The organism is Actinoplanes sp. NPDC048796 (genome assembly GCF_040650035.1).
Taxonomy (GTDB): Bacteria; Actinomycetota; Actinomycetes; order Mycobacteriales; family Micromonosporaceae; genus Actinoplanes.
On record NZ_JBEZGO010000003.1, the window covers coordinates 710,003 to 730,696 of the forward strand.

A 20,694-nucleotide genomic window follows, 5' to 3' on the forward strand; every position below is an offset into this window, starting at 1 on the left:
TTATGTCTGTGCTCCTTTCACGTCCGGCCTGGCTGGCGTCGCCCCGAATCCTCCGCGCCGAAGTCCTGGCCGGCCTCGTCGTCGCCCTGGCGCTGATCCCCGAGGCGATCTCGTTCTCGATCCTGGCCGGGGTCGACCCCAAGATCGGCCTGTTCGCCTCCTTCACCATGGCCGTGACGATCGCCTTCACCGGCGGACGGCCGGCGATGATCTCGGCCGCGACCGGGGCCGTCGCGCTGGTCGTGGGGCCGCTGGCCCGGGAGCACGGGCTCGGGTTCCTGGTCGCGGCGGTCGTACTGGGCGGGGTCTTCCAGATCGTTCTGGCCCTGGTCGGCGTGGCCAAGCTGATGCGGTTCATCCCACGCAGCGTCATGGTCGGCTTCGTCAACGCCCTGGCGATTCTGATCTTCTCGGCGCAGTTGCCCCACCTGACCGGCGTACCGTGGCTGGTCTACCCGCTGGTGGCGGCCGCGCTCGCGATCATCTGGTTCCTGCCGAAACTGACCACGGCCGTGCCGGCGCCACTGGTCGCCATCGTCGTGCTGACCGCGTTCACCCTCATCGCCCACGTGGCCGTGCCGACCGTCGGCGACGAGGGCCGACTCCCCGACAGCCTGCCCGTGCTCGGCCTGCCCGACGTGCCGTTCACCGTCAACACCTTGAAGATCATTGCGCCGTACGCCCTGGGAATCGCTCTGGTGGGTTTGATGGAGTCCCTGATGACGGCGAAACTGGTCGACGACCTGACCGACACCCGCTCCGACAAGACCCGCGAGTCGTGGGGCCAGGGCGTGGCGAACATCGTCACCGGCCTCTTCGGCGGCATGGGCGGCTGCGCCATGATCGGCCAGACGATGATCAACGTGAAGACGTCCGGCGCCCGCACCCGGCTGTCGACGTTCCTGGCCGGTGTGTTCCTGCTGATCCTGGTCGTGGCCCTCGGCGACGTGGTCGCCCTGATCCCGATGGCCGCCCTGGTCGCCGTCATGATCATCGTGTCGGTGGGCACCTTCGACTGGCACAGCATCGCCCCGGCCACCCTGAAACGGATGCCGGCCGGCGAGATCATCGTCATGCTGGTGACCGTCGCCGGCACCCTGGCCACACACAACCTGGCCGTCGGCGTCGTTCTCGGCGTGCTCGCGGCCATGGTGGTTTTCGCCCGCCGGGTGGCCCACTTCGCGACCGTGACCAGCGAACCCGATCCGGACGGCGGGCCGCGCGTGTACCGCGTACATGGGGAACTGTTCTTCGCTTCGAGCAACGACCTCGTGCACCAGTTCGACTACGCCGGCGACCCGGACCAGGTGGTGATCGACCTGAGCGCGGCCCACATCTGGGACGCGTCCTCGGTGGCCGCGCTCGACGCCATCACCACCAAGTACGCGGCCCGCGGCAAACAGACGGAGATCATCGGATTGAACGAAGCCAGCACGAAGTTCCACGAAAACCTCAGCGGCAAGCTGGGCGCGGGTCACTGATGACCCGCATGCAGATCGGCGAGGCGGCCGAACGAACCGGCCTGAGCATCCGCACCATCCGGCACTACGAGGAAGCCGGCCTGGTCATCCCGTCGGCCCGCAGCGAGGGCGGGTTCCGCCTCTACACGGAGCCCGACCTCGACCGGCTGCGCGTCATCAAGCGCATGAAACCGCTCGGCTTCACCCTCGACGAGATGCGCGACCTGCTGGAAATCATCGACGCCCTCGAATCAGCGACCGGCGCCGACCGCTCACCCCTGCTCGACCGCCTGTCCTCGTTCCACCAGGCGGCCGAGGACCGGGTCCGTCAGCTGCGCGAGCAACTGGAGATGGCCGAGGGTTTTGCCCACCAGATGCTGACAACATTTCAGGCCGCAGCCGCATCTAGGTAGGTGTGGTCCAACGACGCAAGTTCCTCCTCGGTGCCGTGGGTGCGGCCGGCCTGGCCGCCTGCACCCGATCCCCGTCCCGGTCCTCGTCGGTCTGGGAGCAGCCCACGGCGGCGCCGATCCGGCTGACCGCGCCCACGGGCCGGATCTCCCCGGCCGGCCCGGCCGTGCTGACGGTCGACGGCGGCCGGATCGAGTCGGTCACCGGCCTGGCCGGCACGGTCGACGCCGACGGCACGACCTGGCGATCAGCCGGATCCCTGGCCTACGACAAGAAGTACAAGGTGACCGCCCGTCTGCTCGACAGCCTGGGTGCGACGGTCGAGAAGACGGCGGCCTTCACCACGGTCAAACCGCGGGCCCTGGCCGGCGTGACCTTCCAGGCCAACGGATTGGCGGCGCTGGAAACAGGAGGCATGTACGGCGTGGGCCAGCCGGTCATCGTGGCCTTCAGCAAGGCCGTCAAGGATCGGGCCGCCGCCGAAAAGGCCATCACGGTCGAGACGTCACCGCCGGTGGACGGCAAGTTCTTCTGGGTCGACAACACGATCGTGCATTGGCGCCCGGCGAAATACTGGGCCAAAGGCACCACGGTGAAGGTCAGCGTCAACACCGTGGGCGTCAACTTGGGCAACGGCTTGTACGGCAAGGCGAACGCGACCACGCACTTCACGATCGGCCGCAGCCTGATAGCGGTCAGCGACAACAAAACGCACCGCACCCGCGTCTACATCGACGGCAAACTGGCCCGCGACATGGCGTGCAGCAACGGCCAGGGCGGCTACACGAAAATCGCGAACGGCGAGCAGATCCACTTCTGGACCCAGAGCGGCCCGCACGTGGTCCTGTCGAAGGAGCGGACACACAGCATGAGCTCGGCCAGCTACGGCTTGAGCGACCCGCACAACCCGTTCTATTACGAGCCCGAGGACGTGCAGTTCTGCACCCGAATCTCCTACTCGGGCGAGTTCCTGCACGCCGCCCCGTGGAACACCCAGCTGGGCCAGGCCAACACTTCACACGGCTGCATAAACTTGAGCACGGCCGACGCCCAGTGGGTCTACAAAAACTTCCTGATCGGCGACGTGGTCGAGGTCGTACACAGCCCCAAGCCCCTCCCCACCTGGGACGGCCTGGGCGACTGGACAGTCCCGTACACCAAATACGGCACCTGACCCGGCAACGCCGCCCGCGAGCCCTCGGACCTCGCCGGCGAGACGCCGAGCAACTATGCCGGACGCGATTTTGTGGGTGGGATAGCCGGCGAAGACCCGCGCGCCGGTCGGCCTGCATCGAGAAGTGCCGCTTCTATTTCGGCTTTGAGGGCAAGCCGGCGCCCATGCTCCGCGCCCCAGGTCGGCATGCACGCTGACCTGGGCGTCAATAAGCGGAAGGCGTGGGATTCGAACTCACAACAAGTTCCCCGTACCGGTTCTCAAGACCGTGCGCCGCAAGCGCTTGACCTGGGGAAATCTTGAAGTATGCGGCCACGTTGTCGCGACATGGTCAAATACTTGAGCCACATGGGCCACTGACACGAGGATCATAGGAGCGCGTCGCTCGAACCGGCGCCCGTGACCGGCTCTAGCTCGGGCACCTGCCAATCGAAGTAGGACGAACACGCTCGCGCGTCACTGGCTGCCCGAGCCAACTGGCTGGCATCGGAGTCGAGGTCTGAGGGTGGTTCTACCTGTAACGACGTCATGCAGGGTCTCCCTAATCGAAGCCGATACACGGAGAGCGCGTCATGTGATGGCTGCGCGGATGCCTATCAGCAGCACGTCGCCCAAGAGGATCAAGGCAGCGCCGATGGCGAGCATGCGAGAAGAGGCTGCTGGCACGCGTGACGTCATGGAGCGGATGACGAACGCCGCGCCGACCAGGTTGACCGGGCCACCGATGAACACGGGGACTAACTCGTTGTCTGCTGCGCCGGGGTCGGTCGCGAACAGCGTGAAGCTCAGAATTGGCATGAACGCGAGGAGGAGCAGGCCTAGACCGCTGTACCAGCGCAACTGACGTGTCGCGGCGGCCCTCCTGTCGAGAGCTCCGCCGCCCGCGGTCTCGTGGTCGCCCATGGTCGCGATGAGTGAGATCTAGTGGTCCGCGATGAGATCGAATGAGATCGACAGCAAAGCACAGAACCCCCGCCGGTCCTGCGTTCGCGCAGGTCAGCGGAGGTTCTTGCTGCTCAGGATCGAGCGGAGGGCGTGGGATTCGAACCCACGATGAGTTTCCCCATACCGGTTTTCAAGACCGGCGCCATCGGCCACTAGGCGAGCCCTCCCGATGTTGCTGTCTCAGTTTGCCAGATGGTGGGGGTGGTGTCGGCAGGCACTCGCCCAGCAACTTGTATCAAGGTTGCGAAAATGGGCTTGAGCTGCTTAAACCTTCCCCCCTGACGCAGGCGTGACGGTTGACACGACATCGACGTGGATGTTTATTGTTCACCGCCTTTACCGTTCCCCGGCCTAGGCCCCCACCTCCGGCAAGGGAGTCCCCAGTCATGTTCAAGAAGATCGGTTGGGCTGCTTCGGCGGCCCTGGTCGCCTCGGCGGCCGCTCTGGTCGCGCCGCAGGCGTCGTATGCCGCGGGCGAAGCCGTGAACGTCTATCTGACCACCACCAGCGACAGCGGCGGTCGCGTCGTCTCGCGCGGGCTTCAGCAGCAGGCGCCGATCGCGTTCGGTGGCGGGTCGGGCAGCGCCAACCAGACGATCACCGTCAACGAGAACACCACCTACCAGCAGTTCGAAGGGGCCGGCGCCTCCTTCACCGACACCGCCGCCTTCGACATCCGGGGCAGCGGCGCCCTGTCGGCCGCCACCCAGAACGAGGTGCTGACCAAGCTCTTCAGCCCGTCCGCCGGCATCGGGGTCAGTGCCCTGCGCAACGTCATCGGGTCGTCCGATCTGGCGCAGAACAATTTCTCGTACGACACGACCTGCTGCGACCTCAACGACTTCTCGCTCGGCCGGGACGCCGATGTGATGGCCCTGACCAAGCAGGCCGTCGCCCTGAACCCGTCGATGTTCGTGATGGCCTCGCCCTGGTCGGCGCCGCCGTGGATGAAGGACAACAACGCGTACAGCCAAGGCTGGTTGCAGTCGCAGTACTACGCGGCCTACGCCCAGTACTTCGTGAAATACATCCAGGGCTACCAGTCCCAGGGCGTGCCGATTCGCTACGTCACCGCGCAGAACGAGCCGACCTGCTGTGCCGGCTACCCGTCGATGCAGTGGAACGCGGCCGGCCTCCAGTACTTCTCCAAGACCAACCTGCTGCCCGCCCTTCAGGGCGCCGGGCTGAGCACGAAGCTGCTGGTCGGCGACTGGAATTTCGACACGTACGACACCTGGGTGGCACCGCTGCTCGCCGACACCGCGATCCGCAACCACCCGAACTTCGGCGGCGTCGCCTGGCACGACTACGGCGGCAACCCGTCCACGGCCACCGCCGTACACAATCAATATCCGCAGGTGAACGCCTACATGACCGAGCACTCGGGCGGCACCTGGGTGACCGACCAGCACGCCGAGGACATGGGCGACCTGATCGACTACTTCCGCAACTGGGGCCGCAGCTGGACGAAGTGGTCGATGGCCGTGGACGAGAACATGGGCCCCCACAACGGCGGCTGCGGCACCTGCACCGGGCTGGTCACCGTGCACCGCAACGATGCCCGGCGGGGGCAGGTCGACTACACCGTCGAGTACTACACGATGGGCCATCTGACGAAGTTCGTCCGGCCCGGCGCGGTGCGGATCGACTCCTCGGCCAACGGCACCGTGCCCAACGTCGCCTTCCGTAACACCGACGGTTCCAAGGCCCTGATCGCCTACAACACGAGCGGCGGCACCCAGAGCGTCAAGGTGAACTGGGGCGGTCAGTCCTTTGTGTACGCTCTGCCGGCTCGGACCTCCGCGACCTTCACGTGGTCCGGAACGCAGGGCGGAGTGACCGGCGGAACCATCAAGGGCCTGGGCGGGAAATGCCTGGACGTGACCGGCGGCTCGACCGCGAACGGCAACCAGCCGCAGCTGTGGGACTGCACCGCCGGCAACACCAACCAGCAGTGGACCCGCAACGCCGACGGCACCATCAGCGGGCTCGGCAAGTGCCTGGACGTGGCCAACAATGCGACCACCGACGGCGCCGCGGTGCATCTCTGGGACTGCATCGGGACCGTCACCAGTCAGAAGTGGACGGTCACGCCGGGCGGGGACATCGTCAACACCGCCTCGGGCAAGTGCCTCGACGTCAAGGACAACAGCACGGTCAACGGCGCGAAACTGCAAATTTGGGCCTGTACGGGCGCCGCGAACCAGAAATGGTCTCTCTGAGTTTTCTGTCGTACCCCTCGGGCACGATAGGGGTATGCACGCGATCGTGATCGAGGACAAGAAGCTCGCCCTCCGCGAGGTGCCCGACCCGGTGCCGGCGGAGGGCGAGGTCGTTGTCGACGTCACCGCCGCCGGCGTCAACCGGGCCGACGTCTCTCAGCGCCAGGGTTTCTACCCGCCGCCACCCGGCGCCTCGGCCTATCCGGGGCTCGAGTGCGCCGGCGTGATCAGCGCGGTCGGTTCCGGCGTGACCGGCCGCCATGTGGGCGAGCGGGTCAGCGCCCTGCTGTCCGGCGGTGGTTATGCACAGCGGGTGGCCGTCCCCGCCGGGCAGCTCCTGCCCGTGCCGACCGGCCTGTCGCTGCACGAGGCGGCGGCGCTGCCCGAGGTCAGCTGCACGGTCTGGTCGAACTCGGTCGATCGCGACCGGTTGCGCAAGGGCAAGACGTTCCTGGTGCACGGCGGCGGCAGCGGCATCGGCACGTTCGCGATCCAGCTCGGCCACGCCCTGGGCGCCCGGGTCATCACCACCGCCCGCGCGAGCAAGCACGACCGGCTGCGCGAGCTCGGCGCCGACCTGTGCGTCGACTACACGACCGACGATTTCGTCGCCGCCACCAAGGACTTCACCGATGGCGTCGGCGTCGACGTGGTGCTCGACATCGTCGGGGCGAAATATCTCGCCCGCAACATCGAGGCCCTCGCCCCGAACGGCCGGATCACGGTCATCGGCATGCAGGGCGGCCGTACGGCCGAGCTCGACCTCGGGTTGCTGATGGCCAAGCGGGGCTCGGTCTCGTCCACGTCGTTGCGGGCCCGGCCGCTCGCCGACAAGGCACGCATCGTCTCCGCCGTCGCCCGCGACGTCTGGCCGCTGGTCGAGGCCGGCGCCATCAAGCCGATCATCCACACCACGATGCCGCTCGCCGAGGCGGCCGAGGCGCACCGTCTCATGGAGTCGAGCGATCACCTGGGCAAGATCCTGCTGGTGCCGTGATCGAAGGCTCCGAGGGGGAAGTTACCACCTTCGGGTGACGGATCCGGGGTCTTTATGACAGGTTGGTCCGGATTTGCGGCGTGGTGACGTCGCCGGGGCCCGTGGGCGGCACAGCATGAGGGCCGCACTCGACCCAGGCCCCGGGAGGTCTCATGACCGACACGCCGTTGCGCCCCGCACGTGCTCCACTGGCGGAGATGGATCATCCGCCGGCCGAAGAACGGCCCCGGGGTAGACGCCGGTGGCCGTGGCTGGTGGGCGCGGCCGTCGCCGTGGTCGCCGCCGGTACGGCGGCGTACGCCGTGACCCGCGACGGCCCGGCCCCCGCGCCCGCGCCGCCGTCGGCCTTCGAGGGCCATTTCGAACTCACCGTCACCGGCAGCCGGTGCGGCGTGCCGTCGGTCGGCCCGCAGGATCTTCCGCAGCGCGCGGCGGGTCAGTTCTGCCTGGTCGACGTGGCCATCCACAACACGGGGGCCGAGGCGGAACTGCTGGACCCGGGCGCCCAGCGCGCGATCGACTCCCAGGGCACCGAGCACCGCGTGGCCGAGCAGGCACTGGTCTTCCTCAACGAGCTTCAGCCCACGGTGCTCGAGGAGATCGCACCCGGGGGCACGGTGAACGGCGTCCTGCCGTTCGACGTTCCCGCCGGGGCGCAGCTTTCGGAACTGGTCCTGCACAGTGCGATGGACAGTCCTGGCGCTCGCGTTCCGGTCAGTTGACGCAGATCACGGGCATATTTCGGAAATCTAATTGAGTCGATCGACACCTCAAAAGTCCTTTCTTTCCTCGATTGGGCGAGGGTGATTGTGGGAAATCAGCCGCGAAACATTCCTGATGTGTGTTGGCATGGTCGACGGAATTAGCGAGATGTCCGGGTTCCCATTGCTGTGCGTCTAACGCACGGTGTCGACACGGCCGCGGTAATGCCACGTCGACAGGGATTCGCGCGAGTGCCCCGGGCCGATTTCGGAGGCAACACTGCATCGTCCGTCCCCGAGCCGGGCCTTGACCGCCGGCGCGTTAGCGCTGGCCGTCATCTCACCGGCCCTAGACCCTGCTGAGCACGCCGCCGAGGCAGTGCCGCCCGCCGAGCACGCTGGTTCCGACCAGACCGCCGCCGCTTTCGCGGCGACGGAAGCCGAGCGCAGCGCCGCCACCGAACGCGCCTCACGCGTCCACGAGCGCCGCACGACCGGTGAACGCCGGCCCGCCGCGACCCCGCTCGCTCTCCGCACGCTCGCCACCGGCACCCCCCTGCCGGAGATGAGCCCCGAAGCTTACGAGGAGGCCCGCCACGAGGCCGTCCAGGCCGCGGTCGCCCTGACCGTGGCCGACCAGCGTGAGGCCCTGCGCGGCCCGGCCGCCGAGGCCGCCGCCGAGGCCCGCGAAGCACTCCGCCACGGCCCGCAACCGCTCCGCGAGGGCCCCGAAGCCCTCGGCCACGCCGCCGGACCGCTCGACGGCACCGGCCTGGCAGGCAGTGTCGCCGGACCGCTCTACGCGGGCCCGGAAATGGTCCGGAGCGTGGTGCGGGCGCTGCCGGGCGTAGCCACGAACGATCCGGCCGCCGCCATCCGGAAGGCCGCCGCCCGGGTTGCGGCCATTCGCAGGGCAACCGCCAAGGCGGCCGCACGCGCCGCCCGCGCCGAGCGGAACGCCCGCGAACAGGCCCGCGAACAGGCCCGAGCCAGGGCACACAAGCGGGCCGTACGGGTCCGGGCCGTCACCCGCGCGGTGATCACCCGGCACACGACGGCCCGGCGGGCTCAGCGCGTCGTCCCGCTCGGCGGTGGCATGACCGCCGTCATCGCCTTCGCCCGCTCCCAGGTGGGCAAGCGCTACGTGCACGGCGGCACCGGCCCGTTCGGGTTCGACTGCTCCGGTTTCACCAAACGCGCCTACGCCCTGGCCGGAATCCACCTGCCGCATTCGTCCGGCGCGCAGGCGGCCCAGGCCCGCAGCATCTCGACCGGCGAGGCCCGGCCCGGCGACCTGGTCGTCGGACCCGGGCACGTGGGCATCTACATGGGCCGCGGGATGATGATCGACGCGGGCAACTCCCGCACCGGAGTCGTCTACCGCAAGCTCTATTCGGGCCTGCACGTCGAGCGCTTGAAATAGGGTCGCGCCCGCTCCGGGCGGCTCGCAGAATCAGCCCATGCTTAGCGACCATTGGCCGCTGTATCGGCTGGTTCTGCGGACTCCCCGGCTGGAATTGCGTCTCCCCGGCGACGAGCTGCTGGCCGAACTGGCCCAGCTCGCCGCCGGGGGCGTGCACGACCCGGCCGTGCAGCCTTTCACCGCCGCCTGGACGGACGCGCCGGCCGATGAGATCGCCCGCGGCGTCCTGCAGTGGAACTGGCGGCTGCGAGCCGACTGGAGCCCCCACAAGTGGGAGCTCGGCCTGGTCGCCATCGCCGGGGACCGGGTCGTGGGCACGCAGGGGATCGGCGCCGAGGACTTCGCCGTGCTGCGCGAGGTGGGCACGGGTTCCTGGCTGGGACGCGGGCATCACGGCCGGGGCTACGGCACCGAGATGCGGGCCGCCGTGCTCGAGCTGGCCTTCGCCGGGCTGGGCGCCGAGTTCGCGACCTCCGAGGCGTTCGCCGACAACCACGCGTCGTACGCGGTCTCGCGCAAGCTGGGTTATGCCGACGACGGCCTCTCCCGGCACGCCGTCCGCGACCGGGTGGCGACCGGCCGGCGGCTACGTCTCGATCGCGCCGCGTGGGAGGCGGCGCGCTCCATCCCCGTACAGGTGGAAGGTCTTGATCTGTGCCGTGGAATGTTCCTAGGAGCCGGGTAGCGTCAGTCGCACCGTGGTGCCGACGCCCGGCTCGCTCTCCAGATGCACGCTGCCGTGGTGGGCGTCGATGATCGACTTGACGATGGCCAGGCCGAGGCCCGGGCCCTGGGCCGCCATCACCTCCGCCGCCTGACAGCGGTAGAAGCGGTCGAAGACGTGCGGCAACTCGTCGGCCGCGATGCCGACGCCGTTGTCGATGATGACCAGCTCGGGTTCGTCGTTCGCCGTCGAGTCGATGGTGATCTCGCCGCCGGGGTCGGTGAACTTGATGGCGTTGACCATCAGATGGTTGAGCGCCTGGGCGAGGCGCTTGGCGTCGCCGCGGGCCGGCACCGCACCCTCCGTACGGTCGCGCAATTTGACCTCGCGGTGATCGGCGAGCGGACGGCACGCCGCGACCGCCTGGTGTGCGAGGTCGGCCAGGTCGACCTCGGCCAGGTCGAGCTGCATCCGCTCGTCGGTGAGCCGCGCGACCAGCAGCAGCTCGTCGATGAGCCGCAGCAGCCGGTCGGAGTTGCGCGACATGACCGACAGGAAGCGGCGGGAGGTGTCGGTGTCGAAGTCGTCCTCGAGCAGCATCTCCAGATATCCGCGGATGGTCGACAGGGGCGTGCGCAGCTCGTGGCTGACCGTGGCCAGGAACGAGTCCTTCATGCGGTCGAGCTGGCGGGTCCGGTCGGCGATCTCGCCGGCGTGCCGGGCGTACCGGCGCAGCTCCAGCTGGACCGCGGCGTGCTTGGCCAGGCTGCGCAGGGCCCGTCGCTGCGAGGCGTTGAGGGTGCGGGGCACGTGGTCGGCGACGCAGACGGTGCCGACCGCGTACGCCCCGTCGAGCACCACCGGCGCCCCCGCGTAGAACCGCACTCGGCCGGCCTCCTGGAGCACCACCGGGTTGTCGGCGAACCGCGGGTCGGCGGCGGCGTCGGGCACCTCGAGCAGTTCATGACCGTGGACCGTGTGCGCGCAGAACGACAGGTCGCGGTCGGTCTGCTCGATGTCGAGGCCGACCTTGGCCTTGAACCACTGCCGGTCCCGGTCGACCAGGCTGACCAGGCCCATCGGCGTACCGCAGATCTCCGACGCGAGCAGCGCGATGTCGTCGAAGTCCTCCTCGGGAGGCGTGTCGAGCACCTGGGCGTCGTGCAGCGCAGCCAGCCGGGCCGGTTCGTTGGCGGGCAGCGGCGCTCTCATGGCCTGATCGTCTCACCTCACGAGGCGCGATCTGGGCAGATACAGCCTGATAAAGCAGTCGGCACCTGCTCGTTCGAGCAGGTGCCGACTTGCTTATCGCCATCGGGCACGGGGATCTCTGCCGCACGCACCCGATCGGATGTCGGACTGAAGCATCACCCGGTACCGGAGACACACCGCGCACCCCGTGTGCGTCCGCCCGATCGGGTGACAGCCCGGCGTTTCGGGCTAGTCTGCGTAACGAGAGAGCTTTCACCATCTGGCCGGAGGACAAATCACCATGAGTCTCGACCGCGCCGTAGCCCCGGACCCGTACGATCTGCTGCCCCCGGTGCCGTCCTTCACGGTGACCAGCACAGATCTGCAGGACGGCCGGCCGCTCGACGAACTGTTCGCGCACTCCAGCGCGGGCGGCAAGAACGTGTCACCTCAGCTCGCCTGGTCGGGTTTCCCCGACGAGACCCGCGGCTTCGTGGTGACCTGCTTCGACCCGGACGCGCCGACCGGCAGCGGGTTCTGGCACTGGGTCCTGGTCAACCTGCCGGCGACGGTGACCGAACTGCCGCGCGGGGTCGACCCGCTGCCCGGCGGCGCCTTCTGCGTCCGCAACGACTACGGCGAGCGCAACTACGGCGGTTCCGCGCCGCCGCCCGGCGACCGCCCTCACCGCTACGTGTTCGCGGTGCACGCGATCGACGTGGACAAGCTCGACGTCGGCCCGGACGCGACGCCCGCCTACGTCGGCTTCAACCTGGCGTTCCATACGCTGGCCCGGGCGACCATCCGCCCGACGTTCCAGAGCTGAAGAAGCCGCCGGCCTCGGGCCGGCGGCTTTTTTCCTTGAAGTCAGGCGGGCGTCCGCGCCACCACGAAGACCGACTGGCCGAACGGCGGCTTCACGATCTGCTCGGCGGCCTTGGTCACCGGGAGCACGAGCGAGTCGTACACCTTGACCATCGGGCCCTCCTTGGGGGCCAGCTTGAAGATGCTGGTCGCGCCGTAGTAGCCGATCAGGCCCAGCGCGTTCGCGTAGTGCATCTTCTCGATCTGGAGGCCGGCCTCGGTCATGGCGGCGCGCATGGTCTTCTTCGTGTACCGGCGGATGTGGCCGGTGGCGATGTCGACCTGGCTCATCGCGAACATGAAGGCCGGGACGATGATGATGACCCGGCCGCCGGGGCGGACCAGCTCGGCCATGCTGCGCAGCGCGCCGACGTGGTCCTCGATGTGCTCGAGCACGTTGTACGAGACGGCGGCGCTGTACTCGCCGTTGGCGTCGGCCGCCGGCAGCAGCATCTGCCGCACGTCGATGTTCGGGTGATCGGCCATCCGCTCCTTGAGCTGGACGAGCCGGTCGGGGTCGGCTTCGGTCGCCGTGAACCGCGGAAGGTGCTCCGCCCACTCGATCGCGTAGTCGCCGAGACCGCTGCCGATCTCGATCGGGTTGTCCCCGAGGTACGGGAGAGCGAGCTCGACGAACCACCGGCGGTGGTTCACGGCCGTGGCGAGGCCCTCGAGCACTTCGGACTGGATCCGCTGGTCTCCAGTGATGTCTGCCATATGTAAGGTTCCCTCGTCTTGCCGATCGAAGCTGACAGCGGGACCGGAAGAGTTAACCATCTTCGGTTCGTAACCGAAAGTTGAGACCGGGACGCCCGCCCATTATTTGCCTGATTGAGACATAGGCAAGGTGGGTACTGCATGCGGTTGCTTCGCGTCCGGATAGCCCCGTTCATATCGGCTCGGTCACGCATGGCCCGCTTGTCACTGCAACGTTACGGACCTCGGATAGGCTCGCCGACGCTATGACGATTACGGGTATTGACTCGACAGGCCAGTCGGCTGGCGGGAACGTGCTTCCGCCCCGTCAAGTGACCGGGACCGAGGATCTCGACGCCGAGCTGGTGGCGCTCGAATCAGCCATCGCCGAAGCGCCGGCACGCAGCGCTGAACAGCGGAAAGTCCGTCAACTTCGCATTCCCGCATGGCGGGATCTCCTGGCCTGCGCGACCTTCGTCGTCATCGCGCTGTACGTCACCGCGCCACTCTGGCTCAATCTTGATCACCAGTTGCGCGATGATCCACAGGATCAGGCTTTCTTTGAGTGGATGATGGCGCATGGTGCGCGGGTGCTCACCGATGGCGCATATCCGTTCTTCTCCGATCGCATGAATTACCCCGATGGGGTGAACATGATGGCCAACACCTCGGTGCTGGCCGTTTCGTTGCCGATGACACCGGTGACGCTTCTGTTCGGTCCCCATGTGGCGTTCAACGTATTTCTCACGTTGGCTTTGGCGATCACCGGTATCTCGTGGTATTTCGCGCTCTCCCGCCACTTCGTGAGCTCGCGGCTGGCGGCCTGGGTCGGCGCGCTGTTCTGCACATTCGCGCCGAGCATGATCTCGCACGCCGGCGGCCACCCGAATATCGTCTCGCAGTTCCTGGTGCCCTGGATCATCCTGCGCACGCTGCGCCTGCGCGATCCCGGCCGTGCGGTGCGCAACGGCCTGATCCTGGCCGGCCTGCTCGTCTGGCAGGCGTTCATCAACCTCGAGGTCCTGTTCATGACGGCCGTCGGCCTGGGCGTGTTCTGCCTGGTCATGGCGATCGTCCGGCGTAGGGCCCACCCCGGCGAGATCCGGCAGTTCGCCGGCGGGCTGGCCGTCGCCGGCACGGTGACGCTGGCCGTGCTGGCGTACCCGCTGACCATCCAGTTCTTCGGCCCGCAGAGCTATCACGGCCTGCCGCAGTTCGTGCGGAACTTCGGGTCGGACCTCGCGTCGTTCACCACCTATTCGAGCCGTTCCATCGCCGGCAATTCCGCGGTCGCCTCCGAGCTCGCGCAGAACCCGGCCGAGGAGAATGCGTTCTTCGGCTGGGGACTGGTCATTCTCTTCTTCGGCCTGATCGTCTGGATGCGCCGGACGGCCACGGTCGTGACCCTCGGCGGCGTGGCGCTGCTGTACGCGGCGATGTCACTCGGACCGCGAATTTTCCTCAACGGCATCAACACCGGCATCCCCGGCATCTGGTCCGTTCTGCACAGCGTCCCGGTGCTCAACTCGGCCGTGCCGACCCGCTGGGCCATGGCCATCGCCCCCGTCGTCGGCATCCTGCTGGCGCTCGGCTGCCAGCGCGCGGCCGACCTGATCAAGGCTCAGCCCGCCGCCCGCGGCCCGGTCCGCGTCGCCATGATCACCGCCGTGGCGATGGCCCTGGTCCCGCTCGCGCCCATCCAGCTCCAGACCACCCCGATGGCGCCCACCCCGGAATTCGTCACGTCCGGCGCCTGGAAGCAGTACGTCGACGACAACCACACCGTCGTCACCCTGCCACTGCCCGACTCGACCTACCCCGATCCGCTGCGCTGGTCCGCCCTCACCGGCCAGGACATGCGCATCGCCGGCGCCTACGCCCTGCTGCCCAACCAGAACCCGCTCAACCCGAGCGACCGCACCGCGCTGTTCTCACCTCCGTGGCGCCCCACGAGCGGCCTGATGGCCTCCATCCGCCAGGGCAACCCGATCCCCGAGATCACCGACACCCGCCGCGAGATGACCCTGGCCGACCTCCGCTACTGGAAAGCCGCCGTCATCGTCCTGACCCCCCAGCTCCGCGACACCGAGATGCTGCGCACGATGACCAACCTCCTCGGCTTCCAGCCCACCTGGACCGGCGGCGCCTGGCTGTGGGACGTTCGAGCCCTGGTCGACAACCCCAACGCCATCCTCACCGGCCCCGACATCAGCTGAGTTTCGACGCGGCCTTCTCACGCCCAACGCGAGAGAAGGCCGCCTTTTTGCTTGCGCTGATCGGTTCGCCGCCGGCTCTTTCCGAGATACGGAATTAGCGAAGAGCCCCCGCCGTAATAGCCGGGCCGTCGTTGGTCACGCCCTCACGTCGCCGCCGGGCTGTGCTGCCTGGCTGAGCTTCAAACCCAACCCGCACCCAACCCCACCCAGCCCCGACGGGCTCCAACCCGGCGGGCTCCAACCCGGCGGGCTCCAACCCCACCCGTCCCACCCACGCGGGCGCCAGCCCCGCCCGTCTCACCCCACGCACACTGACCCTGACCAGCTCACCTACGCGGGCGCTGACCCTGACCGGCCCACTCACACGGGCACTAAACCCGACCGGCCCACCCACACGGGCACTAAACCCGACCGGCCCACCCACGCCAGGCACTGAACGTGACCGGCGCATTCTGTGCGGACACTGACCCCCACCGGCCCACCCGCGCGGGCTCCAACGCGCCTGGCCCAGACTTTGCGGTTCCGAACCCGCCGGGCACAGCCCCTGCGGACCTGACCCAGGAGGGCCGAGCCGCAGAGGGCTCAACCCCGCGAGGGTGCAACCTTGACCGGCCCCCACCCCGCCCCACCTCGGCGAGCTCCATCCGGTGGGCGCAACCCGGCCTGCTCAGCCGCCGAAGGATCGCCCCAGGCAGGCTCAACCCCGCCCGGCCCAGCAAGCTCAACCCCAGGCGGTCCAGCAGGCTCAACCCCGCCCGGCCCAGCAAGCTCAACCCCAGACCGCCCGCAAGCTCAACCCCGGCGGCTCAGCAAGCTCAACCCGGACGGCCCAGCGGGTCCGCCCCGCGGCTCAGCCTCGAAGGGCCTCTCGGGCTGAGAAGACGACGCTGGCGGCCAGGAAGGCGGCGTTCACCAAAGTGAAGAGGCCGACGAACCAGATTGTCCACTGTGGGGCTACGGCCAGGACCAGGCCGGCCAGGGCGATCACCGCGCCGTAGTCGCGGACCAGCTTGACTACGCGGACCGGGAGGGAGCGGCTGGTGACCATGCTGGCCGCCTGGGCGCCGGACTGCATGACCGAGGTGACCAGGTTGACCATCCACGTGCCGGCGAAGGCGGCCAGCAGCCAGGCCGGGGTCTCCGGCACCTGGGCCTCCGCGGTGGCGGCGATCGCGGCCACCAGGGAGATCTGCACCGCCACGTCGCACAGCACGTCGAGGCGGCCGCCGGCCGTGCTCGTCTGGCCGGTGACCCGGGCGAGCTGCCCGTCGGCGCAGTCGAACGCGTACGCCAATTGCCAGCCGACCAGCGCGAGTAGACCGATCGGCCAGGCCCAGACGTCGCCGTCGGCGACCGGGCCGGCCGCCGCGACCACGACGAACGAGACCAGGCAGCCGAGGCCCAGGTTGAGCACGGTCAGCACGGACGGCGCGATCTTGTGCTTGTACGCCTGTACCGCGATCCGGGCGCCGATGTGCTGGCTGAGGCCCTCGCTGAACAGGCCACCGCCACGGTTGACCGCGTAGTAGTCGGCCGCCGTGGGGGCGGTGGAGTCAGTGGGCGGCGACTGCTTCGACATATGTGGCCAGCTTTCGGCTGATCTCGTCGGGGGACATGGCGAGGTGTTCGAGGATCGTGTAGCGGTCGGGCCGGGTTCGCGGTGCGAACGCCACGGCCTCGACGAACTGCTCGTGGGTGAGCCCGACATCGGACGGCACCCGGGGCAGGTGATGCCGGCTCAGGCATTCGGAGATCTGGACGAATCGCCGCTCGTCACCGCGCAGGAACGTGCAGAAGAGCGCGCCCAGCCCGGCCAACTCGCCGTGGGAGGCGGTACCCGGGTAGAGCGAGTCGATCGCGTGCATGATCTCGTGGTCGCCGCCGCTGGCCGGGCGGCTGCTGCCGCACACCGCCATGGCCAGGCCGCTGGAGATCAGCGCTTCGGCCAGGACCGTCGCGAAGGCGTCGTCGCTGAGATCACCGGGCATGGTGAGCACCGCCTCGGCCCCCATCCGGGCCAGTGAGACCGCGAGACCGTCGACCGGCTCGCCGCGCACCTCGCGCGCCAGCTCCCAATCCGCCAGCGCGCTGATCTTGCTGATCGCGTCGCCGATGCCGCCGCGGTTGACCCGATCGGGGCCGGTCTCCACGAAGTCGAGATCGATGATCACGCCGAACGGGATGTGGACGCCGTACGAGCCCTTCAGGCCGTCGTTGATCAGGCTGGCCACCGGGGAGGCGATGCCGTCGTTGGCCAGGCTGGTGGCGACGGAGATCATCGGCAGACCCCAGCGGCTGGCCGCGTACTTGGCCACGTCGACGGTGGTGCCGCCGCCGATGCCGACGACCGCGTCGTAGGGGCGGGAGCGCAGCTTGTCGGCCAGTTCGAGGGCGGCGTCGAGGGTGCCGCCGGTCGTGGTGAAGATGTCGGCCGACCGCAGCGACGGGCGGATCAGCTCGACGATGCGCTCGCCCAGGCCGGGACCGACCACCACGGCCACGTCACCGCCGGCCGAGATGCGGCCGTCGGCCAGGATCTGTCCGAGGTCGGCCACGGCGCCGCGGCGGACGATGATGTGCAGCGGCGCCTGGACGCTGCGGGCTAGTAGCGGCATGCGATGTCCCGCGCCTTGGCCAGGTCGTCGTGGTTGTCGACCTCGACCCAGGGCACCTCGCCGATGGTCGCGGCCCGCACCTCGCCGCCCCGGTTCGCGTACTCCTGGAAGCCGTCCTCGTAGTAGAGGTTCGGGTCGCGCTCCCACGTCGTCTTGAGCGCGTCGGCCAGCGCGGACGCCGCCGAGGCCTCGATGATGTTGGCCCCGATGTACTCGCCGAAGGCGTCGGCCGGCTCCATCAGCTTCGTAATCTTGGTGAGCTGTCCATCCGGACTGAAGACGGTCTTCATCTCCTCGTCAGCCAGCTTCTTCACATTGTCGATGGCGAGCAGAATGCTCGGGCCGCGGTTGTCGAGGAGGGTCTGTTCGACGCTGACCGGGTGAACGGTGTCGCCGTTGACCATCAACACGCCCTGCGCGAAGTGGTCACGGGCGAGCCAGAGCGAGTACGCGTTGTTCCACTCCTCGGCCTTGTCGTTGTGCACGAGGGTGATTTTCACGCCGTACTTGCTCTCGAAGCCGGCGACGCGCTCCTCGACGGCGTTCGCGCGGTAGCCGACCACGATCGTCACGTCCGGCAGTCCGGCGGCCGCGAGGTTGCGCAGCGCGATGTCCATGATCGTGGTGTCCCCGTCCACCGGGACGAGGGCCTTGGGCAGCGTGTCCGTGTACGGACGGAGTCTGCGCCCGGCGCCGGCGGCGAGGATGAGGCCGATCATGAAGTGGTCTCCCTAAATCTTCTTAAAGGCAGCACAATACGGCCCTTGTCCCACAGCCCGGACCGCGCGAGGCAGACGAAAATTCTATAGAGGCTGCTCGTAAGCTTGTCAGCATGACCGCTGAGCAGCTGATCTCTTTCGCCCGTGGCGCTCCGTCGCTGGACATCATCGACGTCGAGGGCCTCAAGGCCGCCGCCGCGCGCGCCTTCGACGCCGACCCCGCCGGCGTGACCGCTTACGGCACGTCCGTCGGTTACGTCCCGCTGCGCAAGTGGATCGCCGAGAAGCACGGCGTCTCGGCCGATCAGGTCATCGTCACCAACGGTTCGCTGCAGGCCGACGCCTTCCTCTTCAACCACCTGGTCCAGCCGGGCGACGACGTGGTGGTGGAGAAGCCGACGTACGACCGCACGCTGCTCAGCCTGCAGAACCTCGGCGCCAAGGTGCACCAGGTCACGCTCCAGTCGGACGGCATCGACGTCGACGAGCTGCGCGCCCTGCTCGAGTCCGGCGTGCGCCCCAAGCTCGCGCACATCATCCCGAACTACCAGAACCCGGCCGGCATCACGCTCTCGGTGGAGAAGCGGCGCGCGCTGCTCGCGCTGGCCGTCGAGTTCGGTTTCACCATCTTCGAGGACGACCCGTACGTCGACATCCGGTTCCGCGGCGACGCGCTGCCGTCGATGCTGTCGATGGACAGTGACAACGCGGTCGTGCACGCCTCCAGCTTCACCAAGACGGTCTGCCCCGGCGTCCGCGTGGGATATCTGGTCGGCCCGGCCGCGCTGATCGACGCGATCGCCAAGAAGGCCACCAACCTCTACATCTCGCCCGGCATGGTTTCCGAGGCGATCGTGCACCAGTTCTGCGTCTCGGGCGACATCGAGCGCTCGGTGCGGACGGTGAGCACGGCGCTCGCCGAGCGGGCCCAGGTGCTGGCCGAGTCGCTGCGCAAGCACATCCCGGGCGCCACCTTCACCGAGCCCGACGGGGGGTACTTCCTCTGGGTCGACCTGCCGGGCGACGTCGACGTGGACAAGCTGTTCCCGGCCGCGATGAAGAAGGGTGTGGCGGTCGTCAAGGGCAGCGACTTCCTGCTCGAGGGCGGTAAGAACTCGCTGCGCCTGGCGTACTCGGCGGTCACCGTCGACCAGATCGACGAGGGCGTGCGCCGGATCGCCGCCGCCATCGACGAGGTTCGTGCCTGACGCGAGAGTCATGATCGGCGACCGGGCGGGTACGTCTACCCTTGCCCGGTCGTCGTCTGTGTGGGGAGGTCCAAGTGAGCGAACGGAACAGGCCGCTGTCGCGAGCCCTCTCCGCACCCCTTCGGGCGATGAACCGGGTGCTGGGCGCCGCCGACGGCAGCGTCACCGGCGCTCGCCCCGGTCACGGCGCGGGCAGCGCCGTGGTCGACTGCGCGGTCTATGTGGCCGGTCAGCGCCTGCCCGGCCACCACTCGCCCGACGAGGCGCTGAAGATCGCCTGCGCGCAGGAGAACGCCTTCGTCTGGCTCGGCCTGCACGAGCCGGACGAGGAGGAGATGGGCGCCATCGCCCGGACGTACGGCCTGCACGAGCTGGCCGTCGAGGACGCGGTGAAGGCCGAGCAGCGTCCCAAGCTGGAGAACTTCGGCTCGGTGCACTTCCTGGTGATGCGCACCGCCCGCTACGTGCCGCACAGCCAGCTCACCGAGACTTCGCAGGTCGTCGAGACCGGCCAGATGATGATCTTCGTGGGTGAGCAGTTCGTCATCACGGTTCGCCACGGTGACGCCTCCGAGATGGGCTCGGTCCGCGCCGATCTGGAGTCGAGCCGGGCCGACCTGCTCGAGCAGGGCCCGTGGGCGGTGGCGTACGCGGTGACCGACCGGGTCGTCGACCACTACGTGGCCGTGGCCGACAAGGTGGAGGTCGACCTCGACCTGATCGAGGAGGGCGTCTTCGCCCGCGACCAGGCCAGCCCGATCCCGGCGATCTATCAGATGAAGCGGGAGCTGGTGGAGTTCCGCCGCGCGGTGACGCCGCTGCAGCGCCCGCTGGCGATGATCGTGGCGCTGGTCCCCAAGCGCATCGGCAAGTACTTCCGCGACGTGCAGGACCACCTGACCCGTACGGTCGAGCAGGTGTCCTCGTTCGACGATCTGCTCAACTCGATCCTGCAGGCCCGGCTGGCCCAGGTGACAGTCGATCAGAACAACGACATGCGCAAGATCGCCGCGTGGGCGGCCATCGCGACGGTGTGGACGGCCGGCGCCGGCATCTACGGGATGAACTTCAAGTTCATGCCCGAGTTGGACTGGCAGTACGGCTATCCGGCGTGGTGGACCGTCATTCTGATCATCTCGGTGCTGCTCTACCGCGCGTTGCGGCGCAGCGGCTGGCTGTGACCATATA

19 protein-coding genes and 1 tRNA gene are annotated in these 20,694 nt (G+C 68.4%); 12 read left to right on the forward strand and 8 right to left on the reverse strand.

From position 1 onward, the window contains the following. Positions 1–2: 2 nt before the first annotated feature. The 3 genes from AB0C26_RS16985 to AB0C26_RS16995 are packed head-to-tail and all read left to right on the forward strand — an operon-like array spanning position 3 to position 3,045. Positions 3–1,481, forward strand: a complete 1,479-nt coding sequence (locus tag AB0C26_RS16985) for a SulP family inorganic anion transporter (RefSeq protein WP_360247698.1) — start codon at positions 3–5, stop codon at positions 1,479–1,481. 8 nt (positions 1,482–1,489) lie between these two features. Then, complete coding sequence (locus AB0C26_RS16990) at positions 1,490–1,873, forward strand: MerR family transcriptional regulator (RefSeq protein WP_360248293.1); 384 nt, start codon at positions 1,490–1,492, stop codon at positions 1,871–1,873. Between the two features lie 2 nt (positions 1,874–1,875). Then, a complete protein-coding gene (locus AB0C26_RS16995; protein ID WP_360247700.1) occupies positions 1,876–3,045 on the forward strand; it encodes an Ig-like domain-containing protein in 1,170 nt (389 codons plus the stop codon). Between the two features lie 570 nt (positions 3,046–3,615). Here AB0C26_RS16995 and AB0C26_RS17000 read toward each other — a convergent pair. Continuing rightward, a complete protein-coding gene (locus AB0C26_RS17000; RefSeq protein WP_360247702.1) occupies positions 3,616–3,948 on the reverse strand; it encodes a hypothetical protein in 333 nt (110 codons plus the stop codon). Positions 3,949–4,072: 124 nt separating this feature from the next. Then, positions 4,073–4,157: transfer RNA gene (locus tag AB0C26_RS17005), tRNA-Ser, on the reverse strand. Between the two features lie 219 nt (positions 4,158–4,376). On the opposite strand from AB0C26_RS17005, the gene AB0C26_RS17010 reads away from it, so the two are divergent. The 5 genes from AB0C26_RS17010 (at position 4,377) to AB0C26_RS17030 (ending at position 10,018) form a co-directional block, all read left to right on the forward strand. Further along, a complete protein-coding gene (locus AB0C26_RS17010) occupies positions 4,377–6,212 on the forward strand; it encodes a ricin-type beta-trefoil lectin domain protein (RefSeq protein WP_360247704.1) in 1,836 nt (611 codons plus the stop codon). A gap of 34 nt (positions 6,213–6,246) precedes the next feature. Then, a complete protein-coding gene (locus AB0C26_RS17015; protein WP_360247706.1) occupies positions 6,247–7,209 on the forward strand; it encodes an NAD(P)H-quinone oxidoreductase in 963 nt (320 codons plus the stop codon). Positions 7,210–7,361: 152 nt separating this feature from the next. Beyond that, positions 7,362–7,931: a DUF4352 domain-containing protein gene (locus tag AB0C26_RS17020; RefSeq protein WP_360247708.1), complete on the forward strand. Its 570-nt coding sequence runs from the start codon at positions 7,362–7,364 to the stop codon at positions 7,929–7,931. Positions 7,932–8,217: 286 nt separating this feature from the next. Continuing rightward, positions 8,218–9,333 carry a C40 family peptidase gene (locus AB0C26_RS17025; protein WP_360247710.1) on the forward strand — a complete coding sequence of 372 codons (1,116 nt, stop codon included), beginning with the start codon at positions 8,218–8,220 and terminating at the stop codon, positions 9,331–9,333. A gap of 37 nt (positions 9,334–9,370) precedes the next feature. After that, positions 9,371–10,018: a GNAT family protein gene (locus tag AB0C26_RS17030; RefSeq protein ID WP_360247712.1), complete on the forward strand. Its 648-nt coding sequence runs from the start codon at positions 9,371–9,373 to the stop codon at positions 10,016–10,018. Here AB0C26_RS17030 and AB0C26_RS17035 read toward each other — a convergent pair. Continuing rightward, positions 10,004–11,209, reverse strand: a complete 1,206-nt coding sequence (locus AB0C26_RS17035) for a GAF domain-containing sensor histidine kinase (RefSeq protein WP_360247714.1) — start codon at positions 11,207–11,209, stop codon at positions 10,004–10,006. The genes AB0C26_RS17030 and AB0C26_RS17035 overlap by 15 nt on opposite strands. A gap of 280 nt (positions 11,210–11,489) precedes the next feature. Between AB0C26_RS17035 and AB0C26_RS17040 the strand changes: the two genes are divergently transcribed. Further along, entirely contained in the window at positions 11,490–12,014 is a 525-nt protein-coding gene (locus AB0C26_RS17040) for a YbhB/YbcL family Raf kinase inhibitor-like protein (RefSeq protein WP_360247716.1), read from the forward strand. A 41-nt stretch (positions 12,015–12,055) separates the two neighbouring features. On the opposite strand, the gene AB0C26_RS17045 is transcribed toward AB0C26_RS17040, so the two are convergent. Together AB0C26_RS17045 and AB0C26_RS17050 are read right to left on the reverse strand one after the other, a co-directional pair. Beyond that, on the reverse strand, positions 12,056–12,769 hold the full coding sequence (locus AB0C26_RS17045) for a class I SAM-dependent methyltransferase (RefSeq protein ID WP_360247718.1): 714 nt from the start codon (positions 12,767–12,769) through the stop codon (positions 12,056–12,058). 356 nt (positions 12,770–13,125) lie between these two features. Beyond that, on the reverse strand, positions 13,126–13,473 hold the full coding sequence (locus AB0C26_RS17050) for a hypothetical protein (RefSeq protein ID WP_360247720.1): 348 nt from the start codon (positions 13,471–13,473) through the stop codon (positions 13,126–13,128). Between AB0C26_RS17050 and AB0C26_RS17055 the strand changes: the two genes are divergently transcribed. Beyond that, positions 13,474–14,964, forward strand: a complete 1,491-nt coding sequence (locus AB0C26_RS17055) for a hypothetical protein (protein WP_360247722.1) — start codon at positions 13,474–13,476, stop codon at positions 14,962–14,964. 850 nt (positions 14,965–15,814) lie between these two features. On the opposite strand, the gene AB0C26_RS17060 is transcribed toward AB0C26_RS17055, so the two are convergent. The 3 genes from AB0C26_RS17060 to AB0C26_RS17070 are packed head-to-tail and all read right to left on the reverse strand — an operon-like array spanning position 15,815 to position 18,298. Next, entirely contained in the window at positions 15,815–16,543 is a 729-nt protein-coding gene (locus tag AB0C26_RS17060) for a CDP-alcohol phosphatidyltransferase family protein (RefSeq protein WP_360247724.1), read from the reverse strand. Continuing rightward, the gene (locus tag AB0C26_RS17065; RefSeq protein ID WP_360247726.1) at positions 16,518–17,579 is read right to left on the reverse strand and encodes an iron-containing alcohol dehydrogenase family protein; all 1,062 of its coding nucleotides are present in this window, start codon (positions 17,577–17,579) and stop codon (positions 16,518–16,520) included. The genes AB0C26_RS17060 and AB0C26_RS17065 overlap by 26 nt, the downstream gene beginning before the upstream one ends. Then, positions 17,567–18,298, reverse strand: coding sequence for a phosphocholine cytidylyltransferase family protein (locus tag AB0C26_RS17070; protein ID WP_360247728.1), 732 nt, complete (start codon positions 18,296–18,298; stop codon positions 17,567–17,569). Before AB0C26_RS17070 ends, AB0C26_RS17065 begins: the two co-directional genes overlap by 13 nt. Before the next feature lie 113 nt (positions 18,299–18,411). On the opposite strand from AB0C26_RS17070, the gene AB0C26_RS17075 reads away from it, so the two are divergent. Both AB0C26_RS17075 and AB0C26_RS17080 read left to right on the forward strand, forming a co-directional pair. Continuing rightward, positions 18,412–19,506 (forward strand): PLP-dependent aminotransferase family protein, encoded by a 1,095-nt coding sequence (locus AB0C26_RS17075; protein WP_360247730.1) that lies wholly within the window; start codon positions 18,412–18,414, stop codon positions 19,504–19,506. Between the two features lie 74 nt (positions 19,507–19,580). Continuing rightward, a complete protein-coding gene (locus tag AB0C26_RS17080; protein ID WP_360247732.1) occupies positions 19,581–20,687 on the forward strand; it encodes a magnesium and cobalt transport protein CorA in 1,107 nt (368 codons plus the stop codon). Positions 20,688–20,694 lie beyond the last annotated feature (7 nt).

Excerpts from the sequence above, each read along its gene's own strand:
- AB0C26_RS16990 (WP_360248293.1), top strand. The coding sequence starts at position 1,490 with ATGCAGATCGGCGAGGCGGCCGAACGAACCGGCCTGAGCATCCGCACC.
- AB0C26_RS17070 (WP_360247728.1), bottom strand. The coding sequence starts at position 18,298 with ATGATCGGCCTCATCCTCGCCGCCGGCGCCGGGCGCAGACTCCGTCCG.
- AB0C26_RS17020 (WP_360247708.1), top strand. The coding sequence starts at position 7,362 with ATGACCGACACGCCGTTGCGCCCCGCACGTGCTCCACTGGCGGAGATG.
- AB0C26_RS16985 (WP_360247698.1), top strand. The coding sequence starts at position 3 with ATGTCTGTGCTCCTTTCACGTCCGGCCTGGCTGGCGTCGCCCCGAATC.
- AB0C26_RS17040 (WP_360247716.1), top strand. The coding sequence starts at position 11,490 with ATGAGTCTCGACCGCGCCGTAGCCCCGGACCCGTACGATCTGCTGCCC.
- AB0C26_RS17035 (WP_360247714.1), bottom strand. The coding sequence starts at position 11,209 with ATGAGAGCGCCGCTGCCCGCCAACGAACCGGCCCGGCTGGCTGCGCTG.
- AB0C26_RS17000 (WP_360247702.1), bottom strand. The coding sequence starts at position 3,948 with ATGGGCGACCACGAGACCGCGGGCGGCGGAGCTCTCGACAGGAGGGCC.
- AB0C26_RS17065 (WP_360247726.1), bottom strand. The coding sequence starts at position 17,579 with ATGCCGCTACTAGCCCGCAGCGTCCAGGCGCCGCTGCACATCATCGTC.
- AB0C26_RS17015 (WP_360247706.1), top strand. The coding sequence starts at position 6,247 with ATGCACGCGATCGTGATCGAGGACAAGAAGCTCGCCCTCCGCGAGGTG.
- AB0C26_RS17060 (WP_360247724.1), bottom strand. The coding sequence starts at position 16,543 with ATGTCGAAGCAGTCGCCGCCCACTGACTCCACCGCCCCCACGGCGGCC.
- AB0C26_RS17045 (WP_360247718.1), bottom strand. The coding sequence starts at position 12,769 with ATGGCAGACATCACTGGAGACCAGCGGATCCAGTCCGAAGTGCTCGAG.
- AB0C26_RS17050 (WP_360247720.1), bottom strand. The coding sequence starts at position 13,473 with ATGGGGACCGAACAGAAGCGTCACCGGTGTCATCGGCAACGAAACGGC.
- AB0C26_RS17010 (WP_360247704.1), top strand. The coding sequence starts at position 4,377 with ATGTTCAAGAAGATCGGTTGGGCTGCTTCGGCGGCCCTGGTCGCCTCG.
- AB0C26_RS17075 (WP_360247730.1), top strand. The coding sequence starts at position 18,412 with ATGACCGCTGAGCAGCTGATCTCTTTCGCCCGTGGCGCTCCGTCGCTG.
- AB0C26_RS17030 (WP_360247712.1), top strand. The coding sequence starts at position 9,371 with ATGCTTAGCGACCATTGGCCGCTGTATCGGCTGGTTCTGCGGACTCCC.